We start from the raw sequence: 20,435 nt of genomic DNA, 5'->3' as shown, positions 1-20,435 counted from the left end.
TAGGGATAATTTTACCTAATTCCCGCCGCGCCGCTCAGCCTCTGCTACCATTGTATAATGGAGATGATGCCTCTGACGAGCGACGCCGGCTGGGTGAAAACCCCGGGCCCTGCCACCGAGCCCACATTCCGTCTTCTCATCGAGAAGCCGGAAGCCTTGAGCGTCCATGCCAACGAGATCGAAAGGCTGGCGAGCGAGAGCCTCGACGCCAATCCCTTTTATCTGCCGGCCTTCCTCGGCCCCGCCATCAAGGCCTTCGGCGACGGAGAGGTCGAGCTCGCCCTTTTCTATGCCGGCACCCGGCTCGTCTTCTTTGCACCGATCCTCTGCGCTCCCCTTCGCCGCGGCGCGCTGCGTATGGCCCAGATTTGGAGCCACAATTACGGCCCCCTCGGCGTGCCTCTGCTCGATCGCGCGCGCGGACACGCCGTCGCCAGTGCTCTCTTTGCCAAGCTCGCAGACGCCGGCATCGAGCTCTTGATGGTGAGCGACATCCCCGCCCTCTGCGACACCTGGATCAGCATGCGCCGTGCGGCCGATGGTCGGGTTCACACGATCTTCCGCGAAGAGCGCGCCATCCTCACCGCCGAGCTCGATGCCCTTCAGGACTTCGAAAGGGAGATTTCGCCGAGGCGCCACAAGGATATGGGTCGCCTTCGCCGCCGCCTGGAGGAGGTGGGACCGGTGGAGTTTTCGACGGCGACCGGCGCCGCACTTCGGCCGGCGCTCGATGATTTCCTCACGCTTGAAGCTGCCGGCTGGAAGGGACGTCGCGGCACCGCGATCCTCACCCATGTCGGCAGGCGCTTCGCCGAAGATGCGATCCTCGCGCTCGGCGCCAGCGATGCTGCAAGAATCGAGCGTATGACGGTCGGCGGCAAGCTTGCCGCTTCGTCGATCACGCTTGTCTCCGGCTCGCTCCTCGTCCCCTGGAAAATCGCCTTCGACGAGAGCTTTTCGCGCTTTTCTCCTGGCGTCCAGCTTCTTCTGCGCAACACCCGGCTATGGCTGTCGGATCCGACCATCGCCCGGATCGATCCCGTTTCCAACACCGCGGATGCGAGACTTCTCGCGCATTACTGGCATCATTCGGAACCTTATGAAGCCGCCGTTCTGGAGGTCACCCCGTCTGCCACGCGGGCGCGGCTTGCCCGCTCGACCGAGCACGGGCGCTGGCTTCTCCGCCGGCAGGCACGGGCCGTTCGCGACCGCCTGCAAGAGCGCTTCGGGCGCAGCTGATCGGCTCCGCTCTCGGTTCCGCCCCGGCTGCCACGCCCCGAACCGCGGCCGGAAGCTTCCCGCAAGACAGGCGCGGTAAGCCAGAACGCTCCGGCAACATTTGCTTCAGTTTTTAGCCGCAATCGTTTCGTCCTCTCAGGAGAATATTACGAATCTCGTGTAACGAGCTGAGAGCGACCTCAAAGGATACAACGATGGCCAATTACGGAACGACCTTCGACCAGGAGATCATAACCTTCGCGTCGACGGCGCCCTATTATGGCTTCAACATCGCCGATGCCTTCGCGATCTGGGATCCGTGGATGGAGCCCGATTTCGTCAGCGCCACCAATTTCACGTCGGCGGATATCCAGATCGACGAGGGGCCGATCGACGGCTATGGTGGCACGCTCGGCAATTGCGTGACCTATATGATCGGCACGACCATTACGCGGGCCGAGATCACCCTCGACGAGGCCGATACGGATCAAGATCACCTCTCGGTGCTCGCCCACGAGATCGGCCACGCGATCGGTCTCGACCACGACGATGATCCAACGTCGATCATGTATCCCTTTTCGATGGGCGTCATCACGCTGAACGCGGCGAACATCACCGAGCTGCAGACGCTCTACGGGCCCGACAGCGGCGACAATTATCTCGTTGGAACCGCCGAGGCCGACAATTTTTCCGGCGGCGCCGGCGCCGACACCATGTTCGGTGGTGCCGGGGCGGACAATCTTCGCGGCGCGGACGGCGCCGACCTCATCTTCGGCGGCCAGGGCAACTTCGCCGATTATCTCGATGCCGGCAGCGGCAATGATACGGTCTATGGCGGCGACGGGGTCGACACGATCTACGGCGGCAGCGGCAACGACGCGCTCGGCGGCGGTGGCGGGACCGATCACAGCTATGGTGGCGACGGCGCCGATCTTCTCTTCGGCGGCGGCGATGCGTCCGCCGACGATCTCAACGGCGAAGCTGGAAACGACGCTCTTTACGCCGGGGCCGGCAACGACACTTTGAACGGCAGCACCGGCAACGACGAATTGGGCGGTGCCTCCGGCAACGACGCGCTCCAGGGCGGAGAGGGCAACGACACGCTTTATGGCGCGGCCGGCAACGACACGCTCTATGGCAGCAACGGAGCCGACCTCCTCTTCGGGGGAACGGGTGACGATCAGATCTATCTCGGGACCTCGGATGGCGCCGCCGACATCTATGCCAGCGTCGCAAACAACGGCGACGATACCGTCTTCGGCTTCGAGAACGGCATTGACCGGATCAACGTCTCCGAAAACGGCTTCAGCAGTTTCTCAGAGCTCGCAATCGCCCAGGACGGCGCCGGCAATGCCACGATCGATCTCGGCGGCGGCGATGTGTTGACCTTGAACGGCATCGCCGTCAGCGCCTTGGACGAAAGCGATTTCATCTTCCTGACGCTGACGAGTTGAGCCCTTGAGGGCCGGCCGGCAGAGCTGACCGCTCACCATCCTGGGCATGCCGATCTCGACCTCGGCCCCTTGCGCGGCTAAGAGGTGAGCAAGGCAGCAAGGGGTTTTTCCGTGTATCTCGGCATCGATATCGGCACGTCGTCCATCAAGGTCATTCTGATGACGGCGGCACAGGACGTTCTCGCTTCCGCGACCGCACCGCTCGAGGTGATGCGCCCGCAACCCGGATGGTCGGAGCAGGATCCGAACGCCTGGATTGCCGCACTCGGGGCTGCCATGGACGCCTTGAAGCGTGAACGCCCCGCAGAAGTCGCCGCCGTCAAGGGGATCGGCCTCTCCGGCCAGATGCATGGCGCCACGCTCGTCGCCAAGGACGGCGCGCCGATCCGCCCCTCCATCCTGTGGAACGACGGACGCTCGGCAGAGGAAGCCCGCCGGCTCGACGCCGATCCGCGCTTTCATGAAATCACCGGCAATCTCGTCTTTCCAGGCTTCACCGCGCCGAAACTCGCCTGGGTGAAGACGCATGAGCCGGAAAATTTCGCTGCGACCGCCAAGGTGCTCCTGCCCAAGGATTTCGTGCGCCTTTATCTGACGGCCGATGCGGCGACCGACATGTCGGACGCCTCCGGCACCTCCTGGCTCGATGTCGGCAAGCGCTGCTGGTCGCCGGAGCTCCTGGCGGCGACCGACATGGACGAAAGCCAGATGCCGAAGCTCTACGAGGGCTCGCAGGCAACCGGCACGCTGCGCCCGGCGCTGGCCCGCCTTTGGGGCATGAACGGTGAAGTGGTCGTCGCCGCCGGCGGTGGCGACAATGCCGCGGCCGCCTGCGGCGTGGGTGTCACCCATCCGGGCGCCGCCTTCGTCTCGCTCGGCACCTCGGGCGTCGTCTTCGCCGCAACGGAGGCTTTCGCGCCCAATGTGGAAAGCGCCGTTCACGCGTTCTGCCACGCCCTGCCGAACACCTGGCACCAGATGGGCGTCATCCTGTCGGCTGCGGGCTCGCTCGAATGGCTGAGCCGGCTTCTCAAGGAGCCGGTGCCCGATCTGATCGGCCATCTCGGCAACACCCCGGATTACCCGGCGCCCGTCCTTTTCCTGCCTTATCTTTCCGGTGAGCGCACACCCCACAACGATGCGGCGGCACGCGGCGTCTTCATCGGTCTGGCGCAGGAAAGCGACCGCGCCACCCTCACTCAGGCGGTGTTGGAAGGCGTCGCCTTCGCGCTTGCCGATTGTCAGGCAGCCCTTGCCGCCGCCGGCACCACCATTCCGCGCTATCTCGCGGTCGGGGGCGGCTCGCGCTCCAAGACCTGGCTGACGATCATGGCGAGCGCCCTCAACACCCCGATCGGCATTCCCGAAGAAGGCGATTACGGCGCCGCCTTCGGGGCCGCTCGTCTCGGCCTCCTGGCCGCAGAGGGCGGCGATCCCGCCGAGATCCTCACGCATCCGCCGCTCGCCGATACCATCGATCCGGTTCCGGCCCTGAGCGAAGCCTACCGCGACAGCTACGAGCGCTGGCGTGCGCTCTATCCGGCGGTGCGCGACGTCATGCGGTAGGCCCGCGCAGCCACCGCATCTCGCCGGGAGATCGCCGACCGCCCCGCTGAGCCGGGGTGCGGCGAGCGCGTCCGCCCTCCCGCAACCCATTGAACAAAAAGCGCTCGCGCCTGCTTTTCAGGCGCTCCAAAGTCTTGCGCAAATGAAAAATTTGACCGTTTGGTCGAAAATGCGCATTCTTCCCGTGGGAACAGCAATATTCACGGGAGAAAGACGCCGTGAACCAGATCTTGTCAGGCCTGCCGGCAACAACACCAGCCGGCGAAGCGGACATTTGTGCCGCGCGTCTAAATGTTGAAGATTATCTGAAGAATTTTTCTGACCTGCACCCGCCGCTTTCCCCACACGAGGCATTGGTGGAAGCGGACCGTTGCTACTTTTGTTTCGACGCGCCCTGCACCGAGGCCTGTCCGACCTCGATCGATATCCCACTCTTCATCCGTCAGATCCAAGCGCATAATCCGAAAGGCGCCGCGGAAACGATTTTCGAGCAGAACATTCTAGGTGGCATGTGCGCCCGGGTCTGCCCGGTCGAGACGCTCTGCGAAGAGGCCTGCGTCCGAAATCTCGCCGAGGACAAGCCGGTGAAGATCGGCTTCCTGCAGCGCTTTGCGACCGATGCGATGATGGCGGCAGGCGAGCACCCCTTTGTGCGCGCCGCGCCAACCGGCAAGCGCATCGCCATCGTCGGCGCGGGCCCGGCCGGCCTCTCCTGCGCCCATCGGCTCGCCATGCGCGGTCACGACGTCACGATCTTCGAGGCGCGCGAGAAACCGGGCGGCCTCAACGAATACGGCATCGCCGCCTACAAGACGCCAGACGGGTTCGCCCAGAAGGAAGTCAAATTTCTTCTGGAGATCGGCGGCATCACCATCGAAACCGGCAAGGCGCTCGGGCGTGAGCTCAACCTCGATGGTTTGAAGGCCGAATACGATGCCGTCTTCCTCGGCCTCGGCCTTGCAGGCGTCAACGCGCTCGGCCCCGACGGCGAGGACGCATCGGGCTCCGCCGACGCCATCACCTGGATCTCCGATCTGCGCCAGACCGCCGACCTCGCGACGCTGCCGATCGGCCGCCGCGTCGTCGTCATCGGCGGCGGCATGACGGCGGTCGACGCAGCCGTTCAGTCAAAACTCCTCGGCGCCGACGAGGTCACCATCGTCTACCGACGCGGTCCGGACGCGATGAAGGCCTCCGGCTTCGAACAGGAGCTCGCCCAGACGAAGGGTGTCACCATCCGCCATTGGGCCAAGCCGAAGCGCCTCCTCGCCGAGAACGGTCACGTGGCCGGCATCGAGCTGGAGCGAACCCGCGAAGAGGCCGGCAGGCTTGCCGGGACGGGCGAGACCTTCGTGCTCGCCGCCGACATGGTGTTCAAGGCGATCGGACAAACCTTTCTGCCTGCTTCGCTCGACGGCGCGGCCGAAGCCATCACGCTCGATGGCGGCCGCATTCAGGTCGACGAGGAACGCCGCACCTCCGTCGCCGGCGTCTGGGCCGGCGGCGACTGCGTCCTCGGCGGCGAAGATCTCACCGTCGCCGCCGTCGAAGACGGCAAGGTCGCTGCCGAGAGCATCCACCGCGCATTGATGGGGTAAGCGTCATGCCGAGCCTCTCAAACAGCTTCACCCCTCGGATCGGGGCACTATCAGTCGCAACAGGCTCCACTCCTCTCCCCCGTGGGGAGAGGTGGCCGCGCGCCAACGGCGCGAGGTCGGCGAGGGGGCGGCGTCTCAGCCGGTCGCAGGAAGAGCTGAATGGGGAAAGGCAGCCCCCCTCACCGCCCGAGGACGGTGTATCCACCCTTCGGCTGCGGCAGGAGAAGGACAGTATATCTCCGCTCGTCCGCCATACTGAACACACCCTCCCGCTCTGGTGCGGCCGCCTCGAATTTATCTCGTCTCGCCGAAACTCCCAAGCCTGAGAGGTTCTTCTCATGGTCAGTCTCGCTTCGAACTTCCTCGGGATCAAATCGCCGAACCCGTTCTGGCTCGCCTCCGCGCCGCCGACGGACAAGGAGTACAACGTGGTCCGCGCCTTCCGCGAAGGCTGGGGCGGCGTGGTGTGGAAGACGCTCGGCGAGGATCCGCCGATCGTCAACGTCAACGGCCCGCGCTACGGCGCCATCCACGGGCCCGACCGGCGGCTTCTGGGCCTCAACAACATCGAACTGATCACCGACCGGCCGCTCGAAGTGAACCTGCGGGAAATCAAGCAGGTCAAGCGCGACTGGCCGGATCGCGCCGTCGTCGTCTCCCTCATGGTCCCCTGCGAGGAGAGTAACTGGGTCAACATCCTGCGCCGCGTCGAAGAAACCGGCGCCGACGGGATCGAGCTCAATTTCGGCTGCCCGCATGGCATGTCGGAGCGCGGCATGGGCTCAGCCGTCGGCCAGGTGCCGGAATACATCGAGATGGTCGCCCGCTGGTGCAAGGCGAACACCCGCATGCCCGTCATCGTCAAGCTGACGCCGAACATCACCGACATCCGCTACCCGGCGAGGGCGGCGCAGAAGGGTGGCGCCGACGCGGTCTCCCTGATCAACACCATCTCCTCCATCACCGGGGTCGATCTCGACCTCTTCGCGCCGGAACCGACCATTGACGGCAAGGGCTCGCATGGCGGCTATTGCGGCCCGGCGGTGAAGCCGATCGCCCTCAACATGGTGGCCGAGATCGCCCGCGACCCGGAAACCCGCAACCTGCCGATCTCCGGTATCGGCGGCATCACGACGTGGAAGGATGCGGCCGAGTTCATGGCGCTGGGCGCCGGCAACGTGCAGGTCTGCACCGCGGCGATGACCTACGGCTTCAAGATCGTCCGCGAGATGGTGGAAGGGCTGGAGCGCTGGATGGCCGAGAAGGGTTTTGAGACCCTCGACGACTTCATCGGCCGTGCCGTGCCCAACGTCACCGACTGGCAGTATCTCAACCTCAATTACGTGACCAAGGCGCGCATCGACCAGGAGCTCTGCATCAAATGCGGGCGTTGCCACATCGCCTGCGAGGACACCTCGCATCAGGCGATCACCCACATGGTCGACGGCAAGCGCCACTTCGAGGTGATCGACGCCGAATGCGTCGGCTGCAATCTCTGCGTCAATGTCTGCCCGGTCGAGAACTGCATCACCATGGAGCAGATCGCCGATTACGATCCCCGCACGAAAAAGCCGATCCCGGCCGGATACGGCAACTGGACGCGCCATCCGAACAACCCGATGGCGAAGCCCGACGCCGACATCGAGAAGATCGTCCCGGACGCGGCGGAGTAGCGCTCACGCGGTCTCGAATGCAGAAATCCCGAGAGGCTTCGTCTTCCCGGAAAGCCGCGCGCCGAGCGTGAGGAGGGCGGGCAGCGCTTCGATCGCACCCCCCATCAGTCGCGCGCCCACTGGTCGAACTGCGAACCCGGCGATGGCGGACGCGGCGAGGATGCGTGCGCCGAACTGCTCGCGCCAGCGGCGGGAATAGCGGCGGCCGGCTGCGTCGCGTTCGTCGCGTTTCGCCGGATCGATCGCCTCAAGCTCCTCGGCGAGAAGCCAGGCCGATTGCATCGCCATCGAAATCCCCTCCGCGATTACCGGATGCGATTCCCCCGCGACATTGCCGATGCGGAAAATGTCGTCCCGGTAGCGGACGCGCATGCCGGGCCGGATCGGCCCGGCCGCAAGCCATCGACCTTGAAGTTGCGCCTCGCCGATCGCCTCGCGCACGCCGCGGCAGGACGCGAGGAGATGCCGGTGCACCGCCTCCGAGGCCGAGCCGCCGCCAGCCTCCTGCCGCAGCTCGGCGAACGCGTCCCGGCGGATGCAGAGCGACAGCGAAAGCCGGCCACGATCCGCCCAGACCATCCCCCCATAGCCCCCCGGAAAGACGAGAAGCGGCATCAGATCCGCGTCGAGCCGCGCCGCAGAAAAATGCGCCTTGAAGCCGAGGAGATCCGAAGGCCGGTTCGTCTTTTCAAGCTGGCTCGGCAGCCGGCCCGGCTCCCAGGAGCCGTGTGCGGCGATGACGATCGGGGCGGACAAGGTCATATCCTCTTTCCGCGAGGCGATCGTCACCGCCTGCCTGTCGCCATTCGGGGTCACCTCGGTGGCACAAAAAGGCTGGAAGAGCGTTGCCCCCGCCCGCACCGCCTCCTGCACCAGAAGATCATCGAGCACGTCACGGCCGAGCGCGCGGCCGAACCCGGCCCCATGGGCCGCCGGCATTCTCGCCGTCACGACGCGCTCGCCTGAGAAGAGCGCGACCCGCCGCACCTCCGGCCCGGCTCTCGCTTTCCATTCCTCACCGAGGCCGACCGCCTCGATGACGGCTAGGCTGGTGGCGGAGACGAACTCGCCGCAGACTTTTCGGCGCGGGAATTCCGCCTTTTCGATAAGCGCCACCTTCCAGCCCCGGCGCGATAGCGCAATCGCCGCAGTGGAGCCGGCCGGTCCGCCGCCGAGGATGAGTGCATCGAAGCTCATGCGCCAGGAGCCTCGCCCCGTCGCGCCACGAAGGTCTGGGTGAAGAGGCCGCGTCGCCTCTCCTGAAGCTCGAAGGGAGGCTCTTGCGGCCACAGCGCCGAAAGCTCCTCACCTGCAAAACCTGCCCGCACACTCACCGCCGCATCATGGCGCGTGACGTCGTTCGCCCCGATCGCCCAAAGCATCCCCGCCGAGAGGAGAGGCAGCGAACCGCGGAGCGGCTCCGTCGCGACAAAGACCGGCGCGATCTGGGAAAGGCCGGCAAACAGACGGCAAAGCTCGCCGTCGTTGAAATGGTGCAGGAAGAGGTTCGCCGTGACCGCGTCGAAGCACTGGTCCGCATTTTCATCCACATAGGCGAAGACATCGGCCTGGACGGTCCGCACCTTCCAGCCGAGCGCGCCGAAGGCGGCAAAGCTCGTATCGCTCACGAGATGCAGTCGGTCGACGAGAACGAGTTCGATATCCCGCCAATCGGGCGCGAGCCTTTCGGCGACTTTCAGCATGAACGTCCCATCGCCGGCGCCGATCTCCAGGATGCGCCGCGGCGGCTTTACGAGGTTCGCCCGCAACAGGCTCGCGGTGATCCGGGCCTGCGCCATGATCGCATTGACCCGCTTCAGGTCGCGCCGCGAGGCAACCGCCCGCGGGTCCGTCTCCGGAAGCTGGTCGAGGATTTCCGGTTCGATCTGCCTAAGGGCGAGACCGCTCACCACGCCCGCACCTTCACTGTACCGCTCCGCTCATTGCAGCGACCGTTCATTGCACCCCTCCCACGGCTTCAAACCGCATCGTCTCCGCCGTCAGTCCCGGGCCGAAGGCCATGCCGCAGCCCCGCTCGCCGGCCTTCGCCGTCGCCAGCATCTTTTCCAGCACGAACATGACGGTCGCCGACGACATGTTGCCATTGTCGCGCAAAACCGCCCGCGAGCGCTCGAGAGCATGCGCGTCCAGAGCGAGCGCCCGCTGCACGGCGTCGAGCACGGAACGGCCGCCCGGATGCACGGCCCACAGGTCGATCTCGTCGACCATGCTGTTTCCCAAGACCTCGCCCTGACGCCGCCCGAGCAATTCATGAATGACGGCAGGCACGCGCCCCGAAAGCACCATGTCGAAGCCGTCGTCGCGGACATTCCAGGTCATCAATTCGCGGCTATCGGCGGCAAGGAGCGTCCGGAAGCTGTCGAGCCGAAGCCCCGCCGGATCGGCGGAGACGAGCGAGGCGGCACAGCCGTCGCCCCAGAGACAGAAAGAGAGAAGCGCCTCCATGTCGACGGTGTCTTTGAGGTGCAGGGTACAGAGCTCGATATTGACGACCAGGACCCGCGCCTGCGGCTCCGAGCGCACGATATGGCGAGCGAGTTTCAGCGCATTGAGCGCCGCATAACACCCCATGAAGCCGACGAGCGTGCGCTCGACCGATTGAGACAGACCGCAGCGCGCCACGATTTCAAGATCGATGCCGGGGGCGGAAAAGCCCGTACAGCTCGTCACGATCAAGTGGGTGACATGCTCGCGCTCTCCGCCGGCAAGGAGCTCGTCAACTGCGCCAGCCGCAAGCTCTGGTGCGCAGCGTTCGTAGATGTCCATACGCTGTGCCGTCCCAGGAAAGGCTCCGCGCAGGAAAATGCCATCCGCATCGACCTTGATCCCTTCCGGATCCTCCGCCGGGGCGACACAGGAATAACGGTGCTCGATCCCGCCCTTGTCCGCCATCCGTGAGAAGACAGCCCGCTCACGCGGATGGTCCTTCAACTGCGCAGCGGCGAAGCCGAGAAAGTACCGATGCACGTCGTTTTTCGGAACCGCCGTTGCGATGCGGTTGATATAGGCTTCAGCCAAATTGACCTCGTGAGCGTGAGTTTTGCAGTCCTCAACGTGGTCAAATAGCGCTCACCCCGACAAGACAAAGGCACGATCAAGACAGAAACGACAGGTCGATGATCTAGGGTTTTGCTTTAGACGATCATAAGGGCCGCGCAGCACATCAGGTCATTTTTGGGTTCGAAGAAAAAAATCTCCTATTCCGCGCCGCTTGCCGGCACGATCAAGCCCTCCGGCACGAGCACTTTGTCGATGACGTCGATCAGGCCGTTGCTCGCCGCGATATCCGCCTTGCGGATGCGCGCCTCTCCGACCATCAGCTGATCGCCGATCGAGGTCACGGTCAGTTTGGAACCATCGAGCGTTTCGACCTCCGTCTCGCCAGCGAAGGATTTCGTCGGCAGCGCCGCCTCCACGATATGGTGGCGCAAGAGAGCGGCGAGCGTCTCCTTGCTGTCCGGCTTCTTCAGCATCTCTTCAAGCTCGCTCGGCAATTGCTCGAAGGCGACATTGTCAGGCGCGAGCAGGGTGAGCGGCTCATCGCCCTGCAGCGTTTCTTTGAGGCCGGCCTTCTCGACAGCGGCGGCCAGTGAAGAAAGCTCCGGCCGGCTTTCGATCGCACTCCACAGATCCGCCTCGGCAGCGAGCGCCCGCACGCTTTGCAGCCCGAGGCCGACAACGGCAGCGGCGGCCAGAATCTTGAGATGATTGCGCACGATATCCTCCCTCGTTGCGGGATCAACGGCGCGGGCCGGAACCCGTTCGATTGGCGCAGTCATATTTGCGCGAGCCGGCTTTCTGACGACGACAAGGAGGCGGAGGTGAGGCGTACGCCGGTCAGCCCAACTCGATCAGCGAGGCCCGATCAGCGAGGCAGAAGGCCCTCGAGAATGACGCGTCTGGCGGTCTCGGACGCCACGTCGAAGCGCGTCTCATCGTCGGAGGCGAGAACGGCGCGCACCTGGACATCGAAATCGGCATAATGCTGGGTCGTCGCCCAGATCATGAAAATGAGATGGCGGGGATCGACCGGCCGGAGGCGGCCGGCCGCGACCCAATCGGCAATGATGCGGGATTTCTCATCGACGATCGCCTTCAACGGCCCATGCAGGAATTCGGTGATGGCACCGCCGCCTTGCAGGATCTCGCTCGCAAAAAGCCGCGACGCCGCCGGATTGTCGCGCGACATGGCGATCTTGGCATCGATATAGCGCGACAGCTCGTCGGCCGGATCGCCATCGGCCTTCATCGTGGCGAGCGGGGCGAGCCATTGCGCCAGCGTCTCTTCGAGGACCGCGACGTAAAGGCTCTTCTTGCGTGGAAAGTAATAAAGAAGGTTGGGCTTCGACATCCCCGCCTTTTCGGCGATCTCGTCGAGCGTGGCTCCGCGATAACCATAGGCGGAAAAGACGGAAAGCGCTGCCTGCAGAATGGCTTCGCGATTGACGGTCTGAATGCGCGTTCTCTTCACGTTGGAGATGGCATCATCCAGCATCTTCGCCCCGCCCGGACAGTTGCCTACTTGCTAGGCAGTCAGTCCAGCTTTTCGCCTTGACCGTTAATTGGGCCACACCTAGCGTGAGATTTGACCATTTAGTCAAGTTTTCTGCCCCGCATGGCAGAAACCACAGGGGGGAATGCTGTGGACTCCAATCTGCGGATCAATGCCGACCGGCTGTGGAACTCCATCCACGAAATGGCCGAGATCGGACCGGGCCTGCGCGGGGGCAACAACCGCCAGACCTTGACCGATGACGACGCCGAGGGGCGTCGCCTGTTCAAGAAATGGTGCGACGAGGCCGGCCTTTCGATGGGGATCGACGAGATGGGGACGATGTTCGCCCGTCGCGAAGGCACCGACCCGGATGCCCTGCCCGTCTATGTCGGATCGCATCTCGACACCCAACCGACCGGCGGCCGCTATGACGGCGTTCTGGGCGTGCTCGGCGCGCTGGAAGCCGTGCGTTCGCTCAACGACCTCAACATCAAGACGAAGCACCCGATCGTCGTCGTCAACTGGACGAACGAGGAAGGTGCGCGCTTTGCCCCGGCGATGCTCGCCTCCGGCGTCTTCGCCGGCGTTCACACGCTCGATTACGCCTATGGCCGCAAGGATCTCGAAGGCAAAACCTTCGGCGAGGAACTCGCCCGCATCGGCTGGAAGGGCGACGAGACAGTCGGCGCGCGCAAGATGCACGCCTATTACGAGCTTCACATCGAGCAGGGTCCGATCCTCGAAGCCGAGAACAAGGAGATCGGCGTCGTCACCCATTGCCAGGGCCTGTGGTGGCTGGAATTCACGCTGACCGGCAAGGAAGCCCATACCGGCTCGACGCCGATGGCGATGCGCGTCAATGCCGGTCTCGCCATGGCCCGCATCTTTGAGATGGTGCAGAAGGTGGCGATGGACGCCCAGCCGAACGCCGTCGGCGGTGTCGGCCAGGTGACGTTCCAGCCGAACTCCCGCAACGTCCTGCCCGGCAAGGTCGTCTTCACCGTCGATATCCGCACCGTCGATCAGGAGAAGCTCGACGGCATGCGCGCCCGCATCGAGAAGGAGGCGGCCGATATCTGTTCCGAGATCGGCGTCGGCTGCGAGGTGGAGGCGGTTGGCCATTTCGATCCGGTCACCTTCACGCCCGAGCTCGTCGCCACCGTGCGCAAGGCCGCCGAAACGCTCGGTTACGCCCACATGGACATCGTGTCGGGCGCCGGCCACGACGCCTGCTGGGCGGCGAAGGTCGCCCCCGCCACCATGGTCATGTGCCCCTGCGTCGACGGCCTGTCGCACAATGAAGACGAAGACATCTCCAAGGAATGGGCCGAGGCCGGCGCCAATGTCCTCTTCCACGCAGTACTCGAAACAGCGGAGATTGTGAGCTGAGCGGCACTCACTGCCGAAGCGTTCGGGCTCAGGGAGGATCGGATGAGATGTTCGGTACGGTCTCCTTCGACCCCCACCCCTATCCCCTCCCCACAGGGGGGAGGGGGATATGCCATGCTTGTCGGGTCATGCCGATGACACCCTCCACGATCGGATCTCGGACGATCGGCCTGGCGCGCGCATTCCGGCGCGACATGACGCTCGGCGAGAGGAAGCTATGGAACGAGCTGCGCGAGCTTCGCCGGCTCCATGGGGTTCACGTGCGAAGGCAGGCACCGATAGGGCCGTATATCTCCGATTTTGCCGTTCACTCCGAGAAGCTCGTCATCGAAGTGGATGGCCACCAGCAGAACCGCTGCGAGAGATCGCACAAGAGATGCGTGGCTGAAAACTCAAGGATATCGCATCTTGCGCTTTTCGACCGCCGAGATCGACGAAGCCTTCGACGGATGCGTGGAGGAAATCCTGCGGGAGCTGGGGATTGCGTGAGAAGAGAAATCCCCCGTTCCGCGCGAAGCGCAGATCTCGAGGGCGAGCCCCAGCCACAGACAAAGCCTCGATTGCAGAAGCTGGGCGGGGCAGAGTGGTCATCCCTCCCCCTGGGGAGGGAATGAGGGTGGGGGTCTTCGGAGTGCAAGTCCGGAAAAGAGTTTAGGGGAGCAAGAGCGCCATGACCAAGATCATCAAGGGTGGAACGGTCGTCACCGCTGACCGCACCTACAAGGCCGACGTCTTCATCCAGCACGACAAGATCGTGGCGGTCGGGCCGGACCTCAATCACGACGCCGATCATGTGATCGATGCGACCGGCTGCTACGTGATGCCGGGCGGCATCGACCCGCACACCCATATGGAAATGCCCTTCATGGGCACGCATTCCACCGACGATTTCGATTCCGGCACCGCCGCGGCGCTCGCCGGCGGCACCACGATGACGGTCGATTTCTGCCTGCCGGCGCCGAACCAGGGCCTCATCGATGCGCTCCAGCAATGGTACCAGAAGGCTGGAAAAGCGCGCACCGACTATTCCTTCCACATGGCCATCACCTGGTGGGACAAGCAGGTCTTCGACGAGATGCCGAAGGTCGTCGAGCAAGGCATCAACACCTTCAAGCATTTCATGGCCTATAAGGGCTCCTTGATGGTGAATGACGACGAGATGTTCGCCTCCTTCTCCCGCTGCGCGGAGATCGGGGCTATGCCGCTCGTCCATGCCGAAAACGGCGATGTCGTCGCCTTCCTGCAGCAGAAGCTTCTCGCCGAAGGCAACAACGGCCCGGAAGCGCACGGCTTTTCGCGCCCGCCGGAAGTCGAGGGTGAGGCCGCCAACCGCGCCATCATGATCGCCGACCAGGCGGGCGTGCCGCTTTATATCGTGCATGTCTCCTGCGAGCAGACGCATGAGGCGATCCGCCGGGCGCGCCAGAAGGGCATGCGCGTCTTCGGCGAGCCGCTCATCCAGCATCTCCTCCTCGACGAGACGGAGTATCTGAACGACGATTGGGACTATGCCGCGCGCCGGGTGATGTCGCCCCCCTTCCGCAGCAAGGACCATCAGAACTCGCTCTGGGCGGGGCTTGCCGCGGGTTCTCTCCAGGTCGTCGCCACCGACCATTGCGCCTTCACGACGGACCAGAAGCGCATGGGCCTCGAAGACTTCACCAAGATCCCGAACGGCACCGGCGGCATCGAGGAACGTCTGCCGCTCCTGTGGACCTATGGCGTCCGGACGGGGCGCCTGACGATGAACGAATTCGTCGCCGCCACCTCCACCAACATCGCCAAGATCCTCAACATCTATCCGCGGAAGGGCGCGATCGTCGAAGGCGCCGATGCCGACATCATCATCTGGGACCCCGAAGCGACGAAGACGATCACGGCAGCAAGCCAGAAATCGGCGATCGATTACACGGTCTTCGAAGGCATGCCCGTGCATGGCCTGCCGCGGATGACCCTGTCGCGCGGTCGCGTCGCCTATGAGGAGGGCGAGGTGAAGGCGGGCACCGGCGACGGCCGCTTCGTGGAGCGTCCGGCCAATCCGCCGGTTGCGAAAGCTCTGTCGACGTGGAAGGAGCTCACGGCGCCGCGCCGCGTGGAGCGCGCGGGCATTCCGGCAGGTGTTTGAGGAGCCACATGCGCAACGCCTCTTTCATCCCATCAACGCATTCGGGAGCCTAGAGGCCCATGGTCGAAGCTGAAACCGCGGCCTCACCGGCCGCGAACGCCGCACCACCCAAACCGGCACCCACCGGTGCCGTCATCGCCACCTCCGGCCTGTCCTTGACCTTTCAGACGGCCGACGGCCCCGTCCAGGCGCTTGCCGACATCGATCTTGCGATCCATCGCGGCGAGTTCGTCTCGCTGATCGGCCCGTCCGGTTGCGGCAAGACCACCTTGCTGCGCGTCATCGCCGATCTCGAACAGCCGACGTCGGGTGAGATCACCGTCAACGGCGTCTCGCCCGATGCGGCGCGGCGCGAGCGCTCCTACGGCTATGTCTTTCAGGCGGCGGCGCTTTATCCCTGGCGCACCATCGCCAAAAACGTCGCTTTGCCGCTCGAAATCATGGGTCTGCCGAAGGCGGAACAGCAGAAGCGGGTCAAAAAGAACCTCGATCTCGTCAACCTGGCGGGGTTTGAGCGCAAATTTCCCTGGCAGCTTTCCGGCGGCATGCAGCAGCGTGCCTCCATCGCCCGCGCTCTTGCCGTGGAACCGGATCTTCTCCTGATGGACGAGCCTTTTGGCGCGCTCGACGAGATCGTCCGCGATCACCTCAACGAACAGCTCTTGCAGCTCTGGGCCAAGACCAACAAGACCATCGTCTTCGTCACCCATTCGATCCCCGAAGCGGTGTTTCTGTCCTCGAAGATCGTCGTCATGTCGCCGCGTCCGGGCCGCATCTACGACGTCATCGATTGCGGCCTGCCCCGCGACCGCGGCCTCGACATCCGCGAGACGCCGGAATTCCTGGCAATCGCCCACCGCGTCCGCGAAGGCCTCCGCGCCGGCCATTCCTATGAGGACTGAGATGTCGGAGAGCGACCTTGAGATCGATCCGACCAGGGCGTTTTTGCGCTCACAAGCCGGCCTGAAACAGCAGGGCGGCGGCGACGCAACTGGCGTCCCCCTCCCCCTTGTGGGGAGGGGACAGGGGTGGGGGTCGAACGAAGACCTGAAGGCGGCCGCTTGTCCGCCCGAAAGCCCAATCGGAGAGCCCCGCCTATGAGTGAAATTGCGGAGCCTGGCGGCGGGGTCGGCTATGCGCCGCGGGTGTGGGTTCAGCGCATCTTCGCTGGCCAGACGGGCCCGGTCCTCGTTGTCGTCGCCGCCCTCATTCTCATCTGGTATGCGGGCGCGATCTATCTCAACGCCCCGCAGCAGATCGACCGTGACCGTCGCGCCGGCATCGAGCGGAGTTTCATCGATTTCGCCGCCGCCACCTACGCCCAGGAGCGCCCGGTCCTGCCTGCCCCGCACCAGGTCGCCGCAGAGATCTGGAAGACGACCGTCGAGGTGAAGCCGACCTCGAAGCGCAGCCTCGTCTATCACGGCTGGGTAACGCTTGCCTCCACGCTCACCGGCTTCGGCATCGGCACGCTTCTCGGCATCGTGCTGGCGATCGGCATCGTCTCCTCGCGCACGCTCGACAAGAGCCTTATGCCCTGGATCATCACCTCGCAGACGATCCCGATCCTGGCGATCGCGCCGATGATCGTCGTCGTCCTCGGCTCGCTCAACGTGGCGCCGATCTGGGCGAAAGGCACCGTCTCCGCCTATCTCGCCTTCTTCCCGGTCGCCGTCGGCATGGTGAAGGGGCTGAGATCCCCCGACCCGATGCTGCTCGATCTCATGCGCACCTATTCGGCAAGCCCGGCCCAGACGATGTGGAAGCTGCGCCTGCCGGCCGCGATGCCCTTCCTGTTTGCGAGCCTCAAAGTGGCGATCGCCATTTCGCTGGTCGGTGCGATCGTCGGCGAGATGCCGACCGGCGCCCGCGCCGGGCTAGGCGCCCGCCTCCTCTCCGGCTCCTATTACGGCCAGACGGTCCAGATCTGGTCGGCCCTGTTGGTGGCAGCATTCATGGCGGCGATCCTCGTCACCATCGTCGGCTTGGCCGACCGTATGGTGTTGCGCCGCATGGGGGTGAAGGCGTGAGCGCGGCGCACGTCACCGCCGAGCGGCCGCAGAGCCGGGGCGCATTTCTTCTCACGCTCCTCGCGGCGATCATGGCGATTGTCGCACTGCCGCTGCCGGTTGCCGAGGGAGGTTCGCGCGTCGCCGGTTCCTCGCTCCTGCTGGCCGCCCTTCTCCTCGTCGTCCCGACGACGGGCTGGCCGCGCATCGTAGGCCTCCGCCTTCTCCTCAACTGCGTCATCGCAACCGCCGCCTTCGGCCTTCTCTTGGCGCTTCTGTCGACCGTCGAAGGGCGGGCGGGCCTCGGTTATTGGGCGGCATTGACGGCGAGCGCGCTTCTCACCGTCCAGGTGATGCGTGATCTCGCGCGCCTGACGGAGGGGCGGCCGACGCCTCTCCGCCGCGCCTTCTCGCTCGCCGTACCCGTCGTCTTCGGATTGTGGCTCCTGATCTTGTGGGAATGCCTGGTGCGCGGCTTCGGCGTACCGCCGGTGCTCCTGCCGCCGCCGAGCGCCATTGCCGTCACCTTTGCCTCCTCGCTTCCCACGCTCTGGGCCGATTTCAGGCAGACCTTTTTGAAGGCAGTCATTGCCGGCTATGCGATGGGCTGCGGCGCGGGCTTTCTCCTTGCCCTTCTCGTCGACCGCGTGCCCTTCCTGAAGCGGGGGCTCCTGCCCGTCGGCAACCTCGTCTCGGCGCTTCCGATCGTCGGCATCGCCCCGATCATGGTGATGTGGTTCGGCTTCGACTGGCCGTCGAAGGCGGCCGTCGTCGTCGTCATGACCTTCTTTCCGATGCTGGTGAACACGGTTTCGGGCCTCAATGCCGCCGGCGCCATGGAGCGCGACCTCATGCGCACCTATGCGGCGACCCACACCCAGTCGCTCATCAAGCTGCGCCTGCCCGCGGCGCTGCCCTTCATCTTCAACGCCCTCAAGATCAACTCCACCCTCGCCCTCATTGGCGCGATTGTTGCAGAGTTTTTTGGCACGCCGATCGTCGGCATGGGTTTCCGCATTTCGACCGAAGTCGGGCGCATGAACATCGACATGGTCTGGGCGGAGATCACCGTCGCGGCGATCGCCGGATCGCTCTTTTACGGCCTCGTCGCCATGATCGAGCGGGCGCTGACATTCTGGCATCCGTCCTATCGCCATTAGGGCGGCGGCCCCAAAAAGAGAGGGAGAATGGTATGAAGCGAGTATTGGCAGCTCTCGGAGTGGCCGCCGGCATGACCGCCGCAGCGGCCGGTCCCGCCGCCGCGGACGACAATGTCGTCCTGCAGCTCAAATGGGTGACGCAAGCCCAGTTCGGCGGCTATTACGTGGCCCAGGACAAGGGCTTTTACGACGAGGCCGGCCTTGATGTCGAAATCAAGCCGGGCGGCCCCGACATCGCGCCGGAACAGGTGATCGCCGGCGGCGGCGCCGACGTCATCGTCGACTGGATGCCGGCAGCCCTTGCGGCCCGCGAGCGCGGCGTCCCCCTCGTCAACATCGCCCAACCCTTTGCGAAATCCGGCATGGAGCTTACCTGCCTCAAAGAGACCGGCATCACCAAGCCGGAAGATTTCAAGAGCAAGACGCTCGGTGTCTGGTTCTTCGGCAACGAATATCCATTCCTGTCGTGGATGAGCCATCTCGGCATTCCGACGACCGGCGGCGAGGACGGCGTCACCGTCATCAAGCAGGGCTTCAACGTCGACCCGCTGATCCAGAAGCAGGCCGATTGCATCTCCACGATGACCTATAACGAATACTGGCAGGTGATCGACGCCGGCATTCCCGAGGACGAGCTCGTCGTCTTCAAGTATGAGGACCAGGGCGTCGCGACGCTCGAAGACGGCCTCTACGTCATGGAAGAGGATCTGCAGGATCCCGAATTCATCGACAAGATGGCGCGCTTCGTGAAGGCCTCCATGAAGGGCTGGGACTATGCCCGCGAGCACCCGGACGAAGCGGCCGAGATCGTGCTCGACAACGACGACACCGGCGCCCAGACCGAAAAGCACCAGAAGCGCATGATGCGCGAAATCAACAAGCTGACGGAAGGCTCCGACGGCACCCTCAATGTCGAAGATTACGACCGCACCGTGAAGACGTTGCTCGAAGGCGGTTCCGACCCGGTCATTACCAAGGAGCCGGAGGGCGCCTACACGACCAAGGTCACCGACAAGATGAAGGAGATGTGAGCCGGGCTCACATCACATTGCGCGCATGACAATGAAAGGGAGGCTCAGGCCTCCCTTTTTTCTTCCCCGCCGGCACGGCTGTCGCCATCACCCTCATCGCCCGGCACTTTTGCGGAGACGATCCTGAGCGCCAGGATGATGAAAAGCCCGATCCCGGCCCCAAGCATGGCGATGATGCCGTAACCGAGGCCGGCCGCGGCGCCGATCGCCCCCGAGAGCCACATGCCCGCGCCCGTCGTCAGCCCTTCGACCCGGCCGCGCGAATGCAAAATCACCCCGGCGGCAAGAAAGGCGACGCCCGCCGTGATGGAATCGATGAGCCGGATCGGGTCTGAACGCACAGTGTCGCCGGCACCTTCGAAAAGCGCGACGATCTCCAGCGTCAGCACCGCAAAGGTCGCCGCGGCAAGCGCCGTCACCATATGGGTGCGCAGGCCGGCCGGCTTTTCCTGCCATTCGCGTTCAAGACCCAGGACCGCCCCGAGGAACGCCGCCAGAATGAGACGGGCAGCGATGACCGCGACAGGTGTCGTCGTGGTCTCGAACATGCCGTTCAGGGCTGCGCTCAGTTCGTCCATTCCGCTCCTCCTGGCTTTTCCTCAGACAGGGAGCGAACACATGGCTTGCCCTCCGGTTGCCTCGCCCATCGACCGGCAGAGCGCCCGAAATGAAAACGGCAGGTCCTCCGACCTGCCG

Annotated in this window: 17 protein-coding genes and 1 pseudogene; 12 read left to right on the top strand and 6 right to left on the bottom strand. The window is 64.5% G+C overall.

What is annotated here, in order from left to right; genetic code table 11:
• Nucleotides 1-57: 57 nt before the first annotated feature.
• From J2R99_RS08305 to preA, 5 genes are all read left to right on the top strand, one after another.
• Nucleotides 58-1,239 carry a GNAT family N-acetyltransferase gene (locus tag J2R99_RS08305; protein ID WP_307153954.1) on the top strand — a complete coding sequence of 394 codons (1,182 nt, stop codon included), beginning with the start codon at nt 58-60 and terminating at the stop codon, nt 1,237-1,239.
• A gap of 194 nt (nt 1,240-1,433) precedes the next feature.
• Entirely contained in the window at nt 1,434-2,672 is a 1,239-nt protein-coding gene (locus J2R99_RS08300; RefSeq protein ID WP_307153953.1) for a matrixin family metalloprotease, read from the top strand.
• A gap of 111 nt (nt 2,673-2,783) precedes the next feature.
• Nucleotides 2,784-4,238 (top strand): xylulokinase, encoded by a 1,455-nt coding sequence (gene xylB / locus J2R99_RS08295; RefSeq protein WP_307154186.1) that lies wholly within the window; start codon nt 2,784-2,786, stop codon nt 4,236-4,238.
• A gap of 218 nt (nt 4,239-4,456) precedes the next feature.
• Entirely contained in the window at nt 4,457-5,836 is a 1,380-nt protein-coding gene (locus J2R99_RS08290) for an NAD(P)-dependent oxidoreductase (protein ID WP_370872304.1), read from the top strand.
• Between the two features lie 338 nt (nt 5,837-6,174).
• A complete protein-coding gene (preA, locus tag J2R99_RS08285; protein ID WP_307153952.1) occupies nt 6,175-7,509 on the top strand; it encodes an NAD-dependent dihydropyrimidine dehydrogenase subunit PreA in 1,335 nt (444 codons plus the stop codon).
• A gap of 3 nt (nt 7,510-7,512) precedes the next feature.
• On the opposite strand, the gene J2R99_RS08280 is transcribed toward preA, so the two are convergent.
• From J2R99_RS08280 to rutR, 5 genes are all read right to left on the bottom strand, one after another.
• The gene (locus J2R99_RS08280; RefSeq protein ID WP_307153951.1) at nt 7,513-8,706 is read right to left on the bottom strand and encodes an NAD(P)/FAD-dependent oxidoreductase; all 1,194 of its coding nucleotides are present in this window, start codon (nt 8,704-8,706) and stop codon (nt 7,513-7,515) included.
• Entirely contained in the window at nt 8,703-9,419 is a 717-nt protein-coding gene (locus J2R99_RS08275) for a methyltransferase domain-containing protein (RefSeq protein WP_307153950.1), read from the bottom strand. The genes J2R99_RS08280 and J2R99_RS08275 overlap by 4 nt, the downstream gene beginning before the upstream one ends.
• 46 nt (nt 9,420-9,465) lie before the next feature.
• Nucleotides 9,466-10,548 carry a type III polyketide synthase gene (locus J2R99_RS08270; protein ID WP_307153949.1) on the bottom strand — a complete coding sequence of 361 codons (1,083 nt, stop codon included), beginning with the start codon at nt 10,546-10,548 and terminating at the stop codon, nt 9,466-9,468.
• A gap of 179 nt (nt 10,549-10,727) precedes the next feature.
• Nucleotides 10,728-11,246, bottom strand: a complete 519-nt coding sequence (locus J2R99_RS08265) for a fasciclin domain-containing protein (RefSeq protein WP_307153948.1) — start codon at nt 11,244-11,246, stop codon at nt 10,728-10,730.
• A 149-nt stretch (nt 11,247-11,395) separates the two neighbouring features.
• A complete protein-coding gene (rutR, locus tag J2R99_RS08260; RefSeq protein WP_307153947.1) occupies nt 11,396-12,025 on the bottom strand; it encodes an HTH-type transcriptional regulator RutR in 630 nt (209 codons plus the stop codon).
• Between the two features lie 120 nt (nt 12,026-12,145).
• Here rutR and J2R99_RS08255 point away from each other — a divergent pair, with 120 nt between their 5' ends.
• The 7 genes and pseudogenes from J2R99_RS08255 to J2R99_RS08220 all read left to right on the top strand — a co-directional run bounded on the left by J2R99_RS08255 (nt 12,146) and on the right by J2R99_RS08220 (nt 19,739).
• Entirely contained in the window at nt 12,146-13,414 is a 1,269-nt protein-coding gene (locus tag J2R99_RS08255) for a Zn-dependent hydrolase (protein ID WP_370872302.1), read from the top strand.
• A pseudogene (locus J2R99_RS08250) lies at nt 13,348-13,903 on the top strand (endonuclease domain-containing protein). The gene J2R99_RS08255 and the pseudogene J2R99_RS08250 overlap by 67 nt, the downstream one beginning before the upstream one ends.
• Before the next feature lie 181 nt (nt 13,904-14,084).
• Entirely contained in the window at nt 14,085-15,539 is a 1,455-nt protein-coding gene (gene hydA / locus J2R99_RS08240; protein ID WP_307153945.1) for a dihydropyrimidinase, read from the top strand.
• A 59-nt stretch (nt 15,540-15,598) separates the two neighbouring features.
• Nucleotides 15,599-16,441: an ABC transporter ATP-binding protein gene (locus J2R99_RS08235; protein WP_307153944.1), complete on the top strand. Its 843-nt coding sequence runs from the start codon at nt 15,599-15,601 to the stop codon at nt 16,439-16,441.
• Nucleotides 16,442-16,636: 195 nt separating this feature from the next.
• Nucleotides 16,637-17,569 (top strand): ABC transporter permease, encoded by a 933-nt coding sequence (locus tag J2R99_RS08230; RefSeq protein ID WP_307153943.1) that lies wholly within the window; start codon nt 16,637-16,639, stop codon nt 17,567-17,569.
• Nucleotides 17,566-18,708: an ABC transporter permease gene (locus J2R99_RS08225; RefSeq protein ID WP_370872301.1), complete on the top strand. Its 1,143-nt coding sequence runs from the start codon at nt 17,566-17,568 to the stop codon at nt 18,706-18,708. Before J2R99_RS08230 ends, J2R99_RS08225 begins: the two co-directional genes overlap by 4 nt.
• A 32-nt stretch (nt 18,709-18,740) precedes the next feature.
• Nucleotides 18,741-19,739: an ABC transporter substrate-binding protein gene (locus J2R99_RS08220; RefSeq protein ID WP_307153942.1), complete on the top strand. Its 999-nt coding sequence runs from the start codon at nt 18,741-18,743 to the stop codon at nt 19,737-19,739.
• A 44-nt stretch (nt 19,740-19,783) separates the two neighbouring features.
• On the opposite strand, the gene J2R99_RS08215 is transcribed toward J2R99_RS08220, so the two are convergent.
• Nucleotides 19,784-20,317: an MgtC/SapB family protein gene (locus tag J2R99_RS08215; RefSeq protein WP_307153941.1), complete on the bottom strand. Its 534-nt coding sequence runs from the start codon at nt 20,315-20,317 to the stop codon at nt 19,784-19,786.
• Nucleotides 20,318-20,435 lie beyond the last annotated feature (118 nt).

The sequence above is a fragment of the Rhodopseudomonas julia genome, assembly GCF_030813515.1.
Classification (GTDB): domain Bacteria; phylum Pseudomonadota; class Alphaproteobacteria; order Rhizobiales; family Afifellaceae; genus Afifella; species Afifella julia.
The sequence above is the reverse complement of the archived record's forward strand: the minus strand, read 5'-3'. Positions and strand labels throughout refer to the sequence as shown.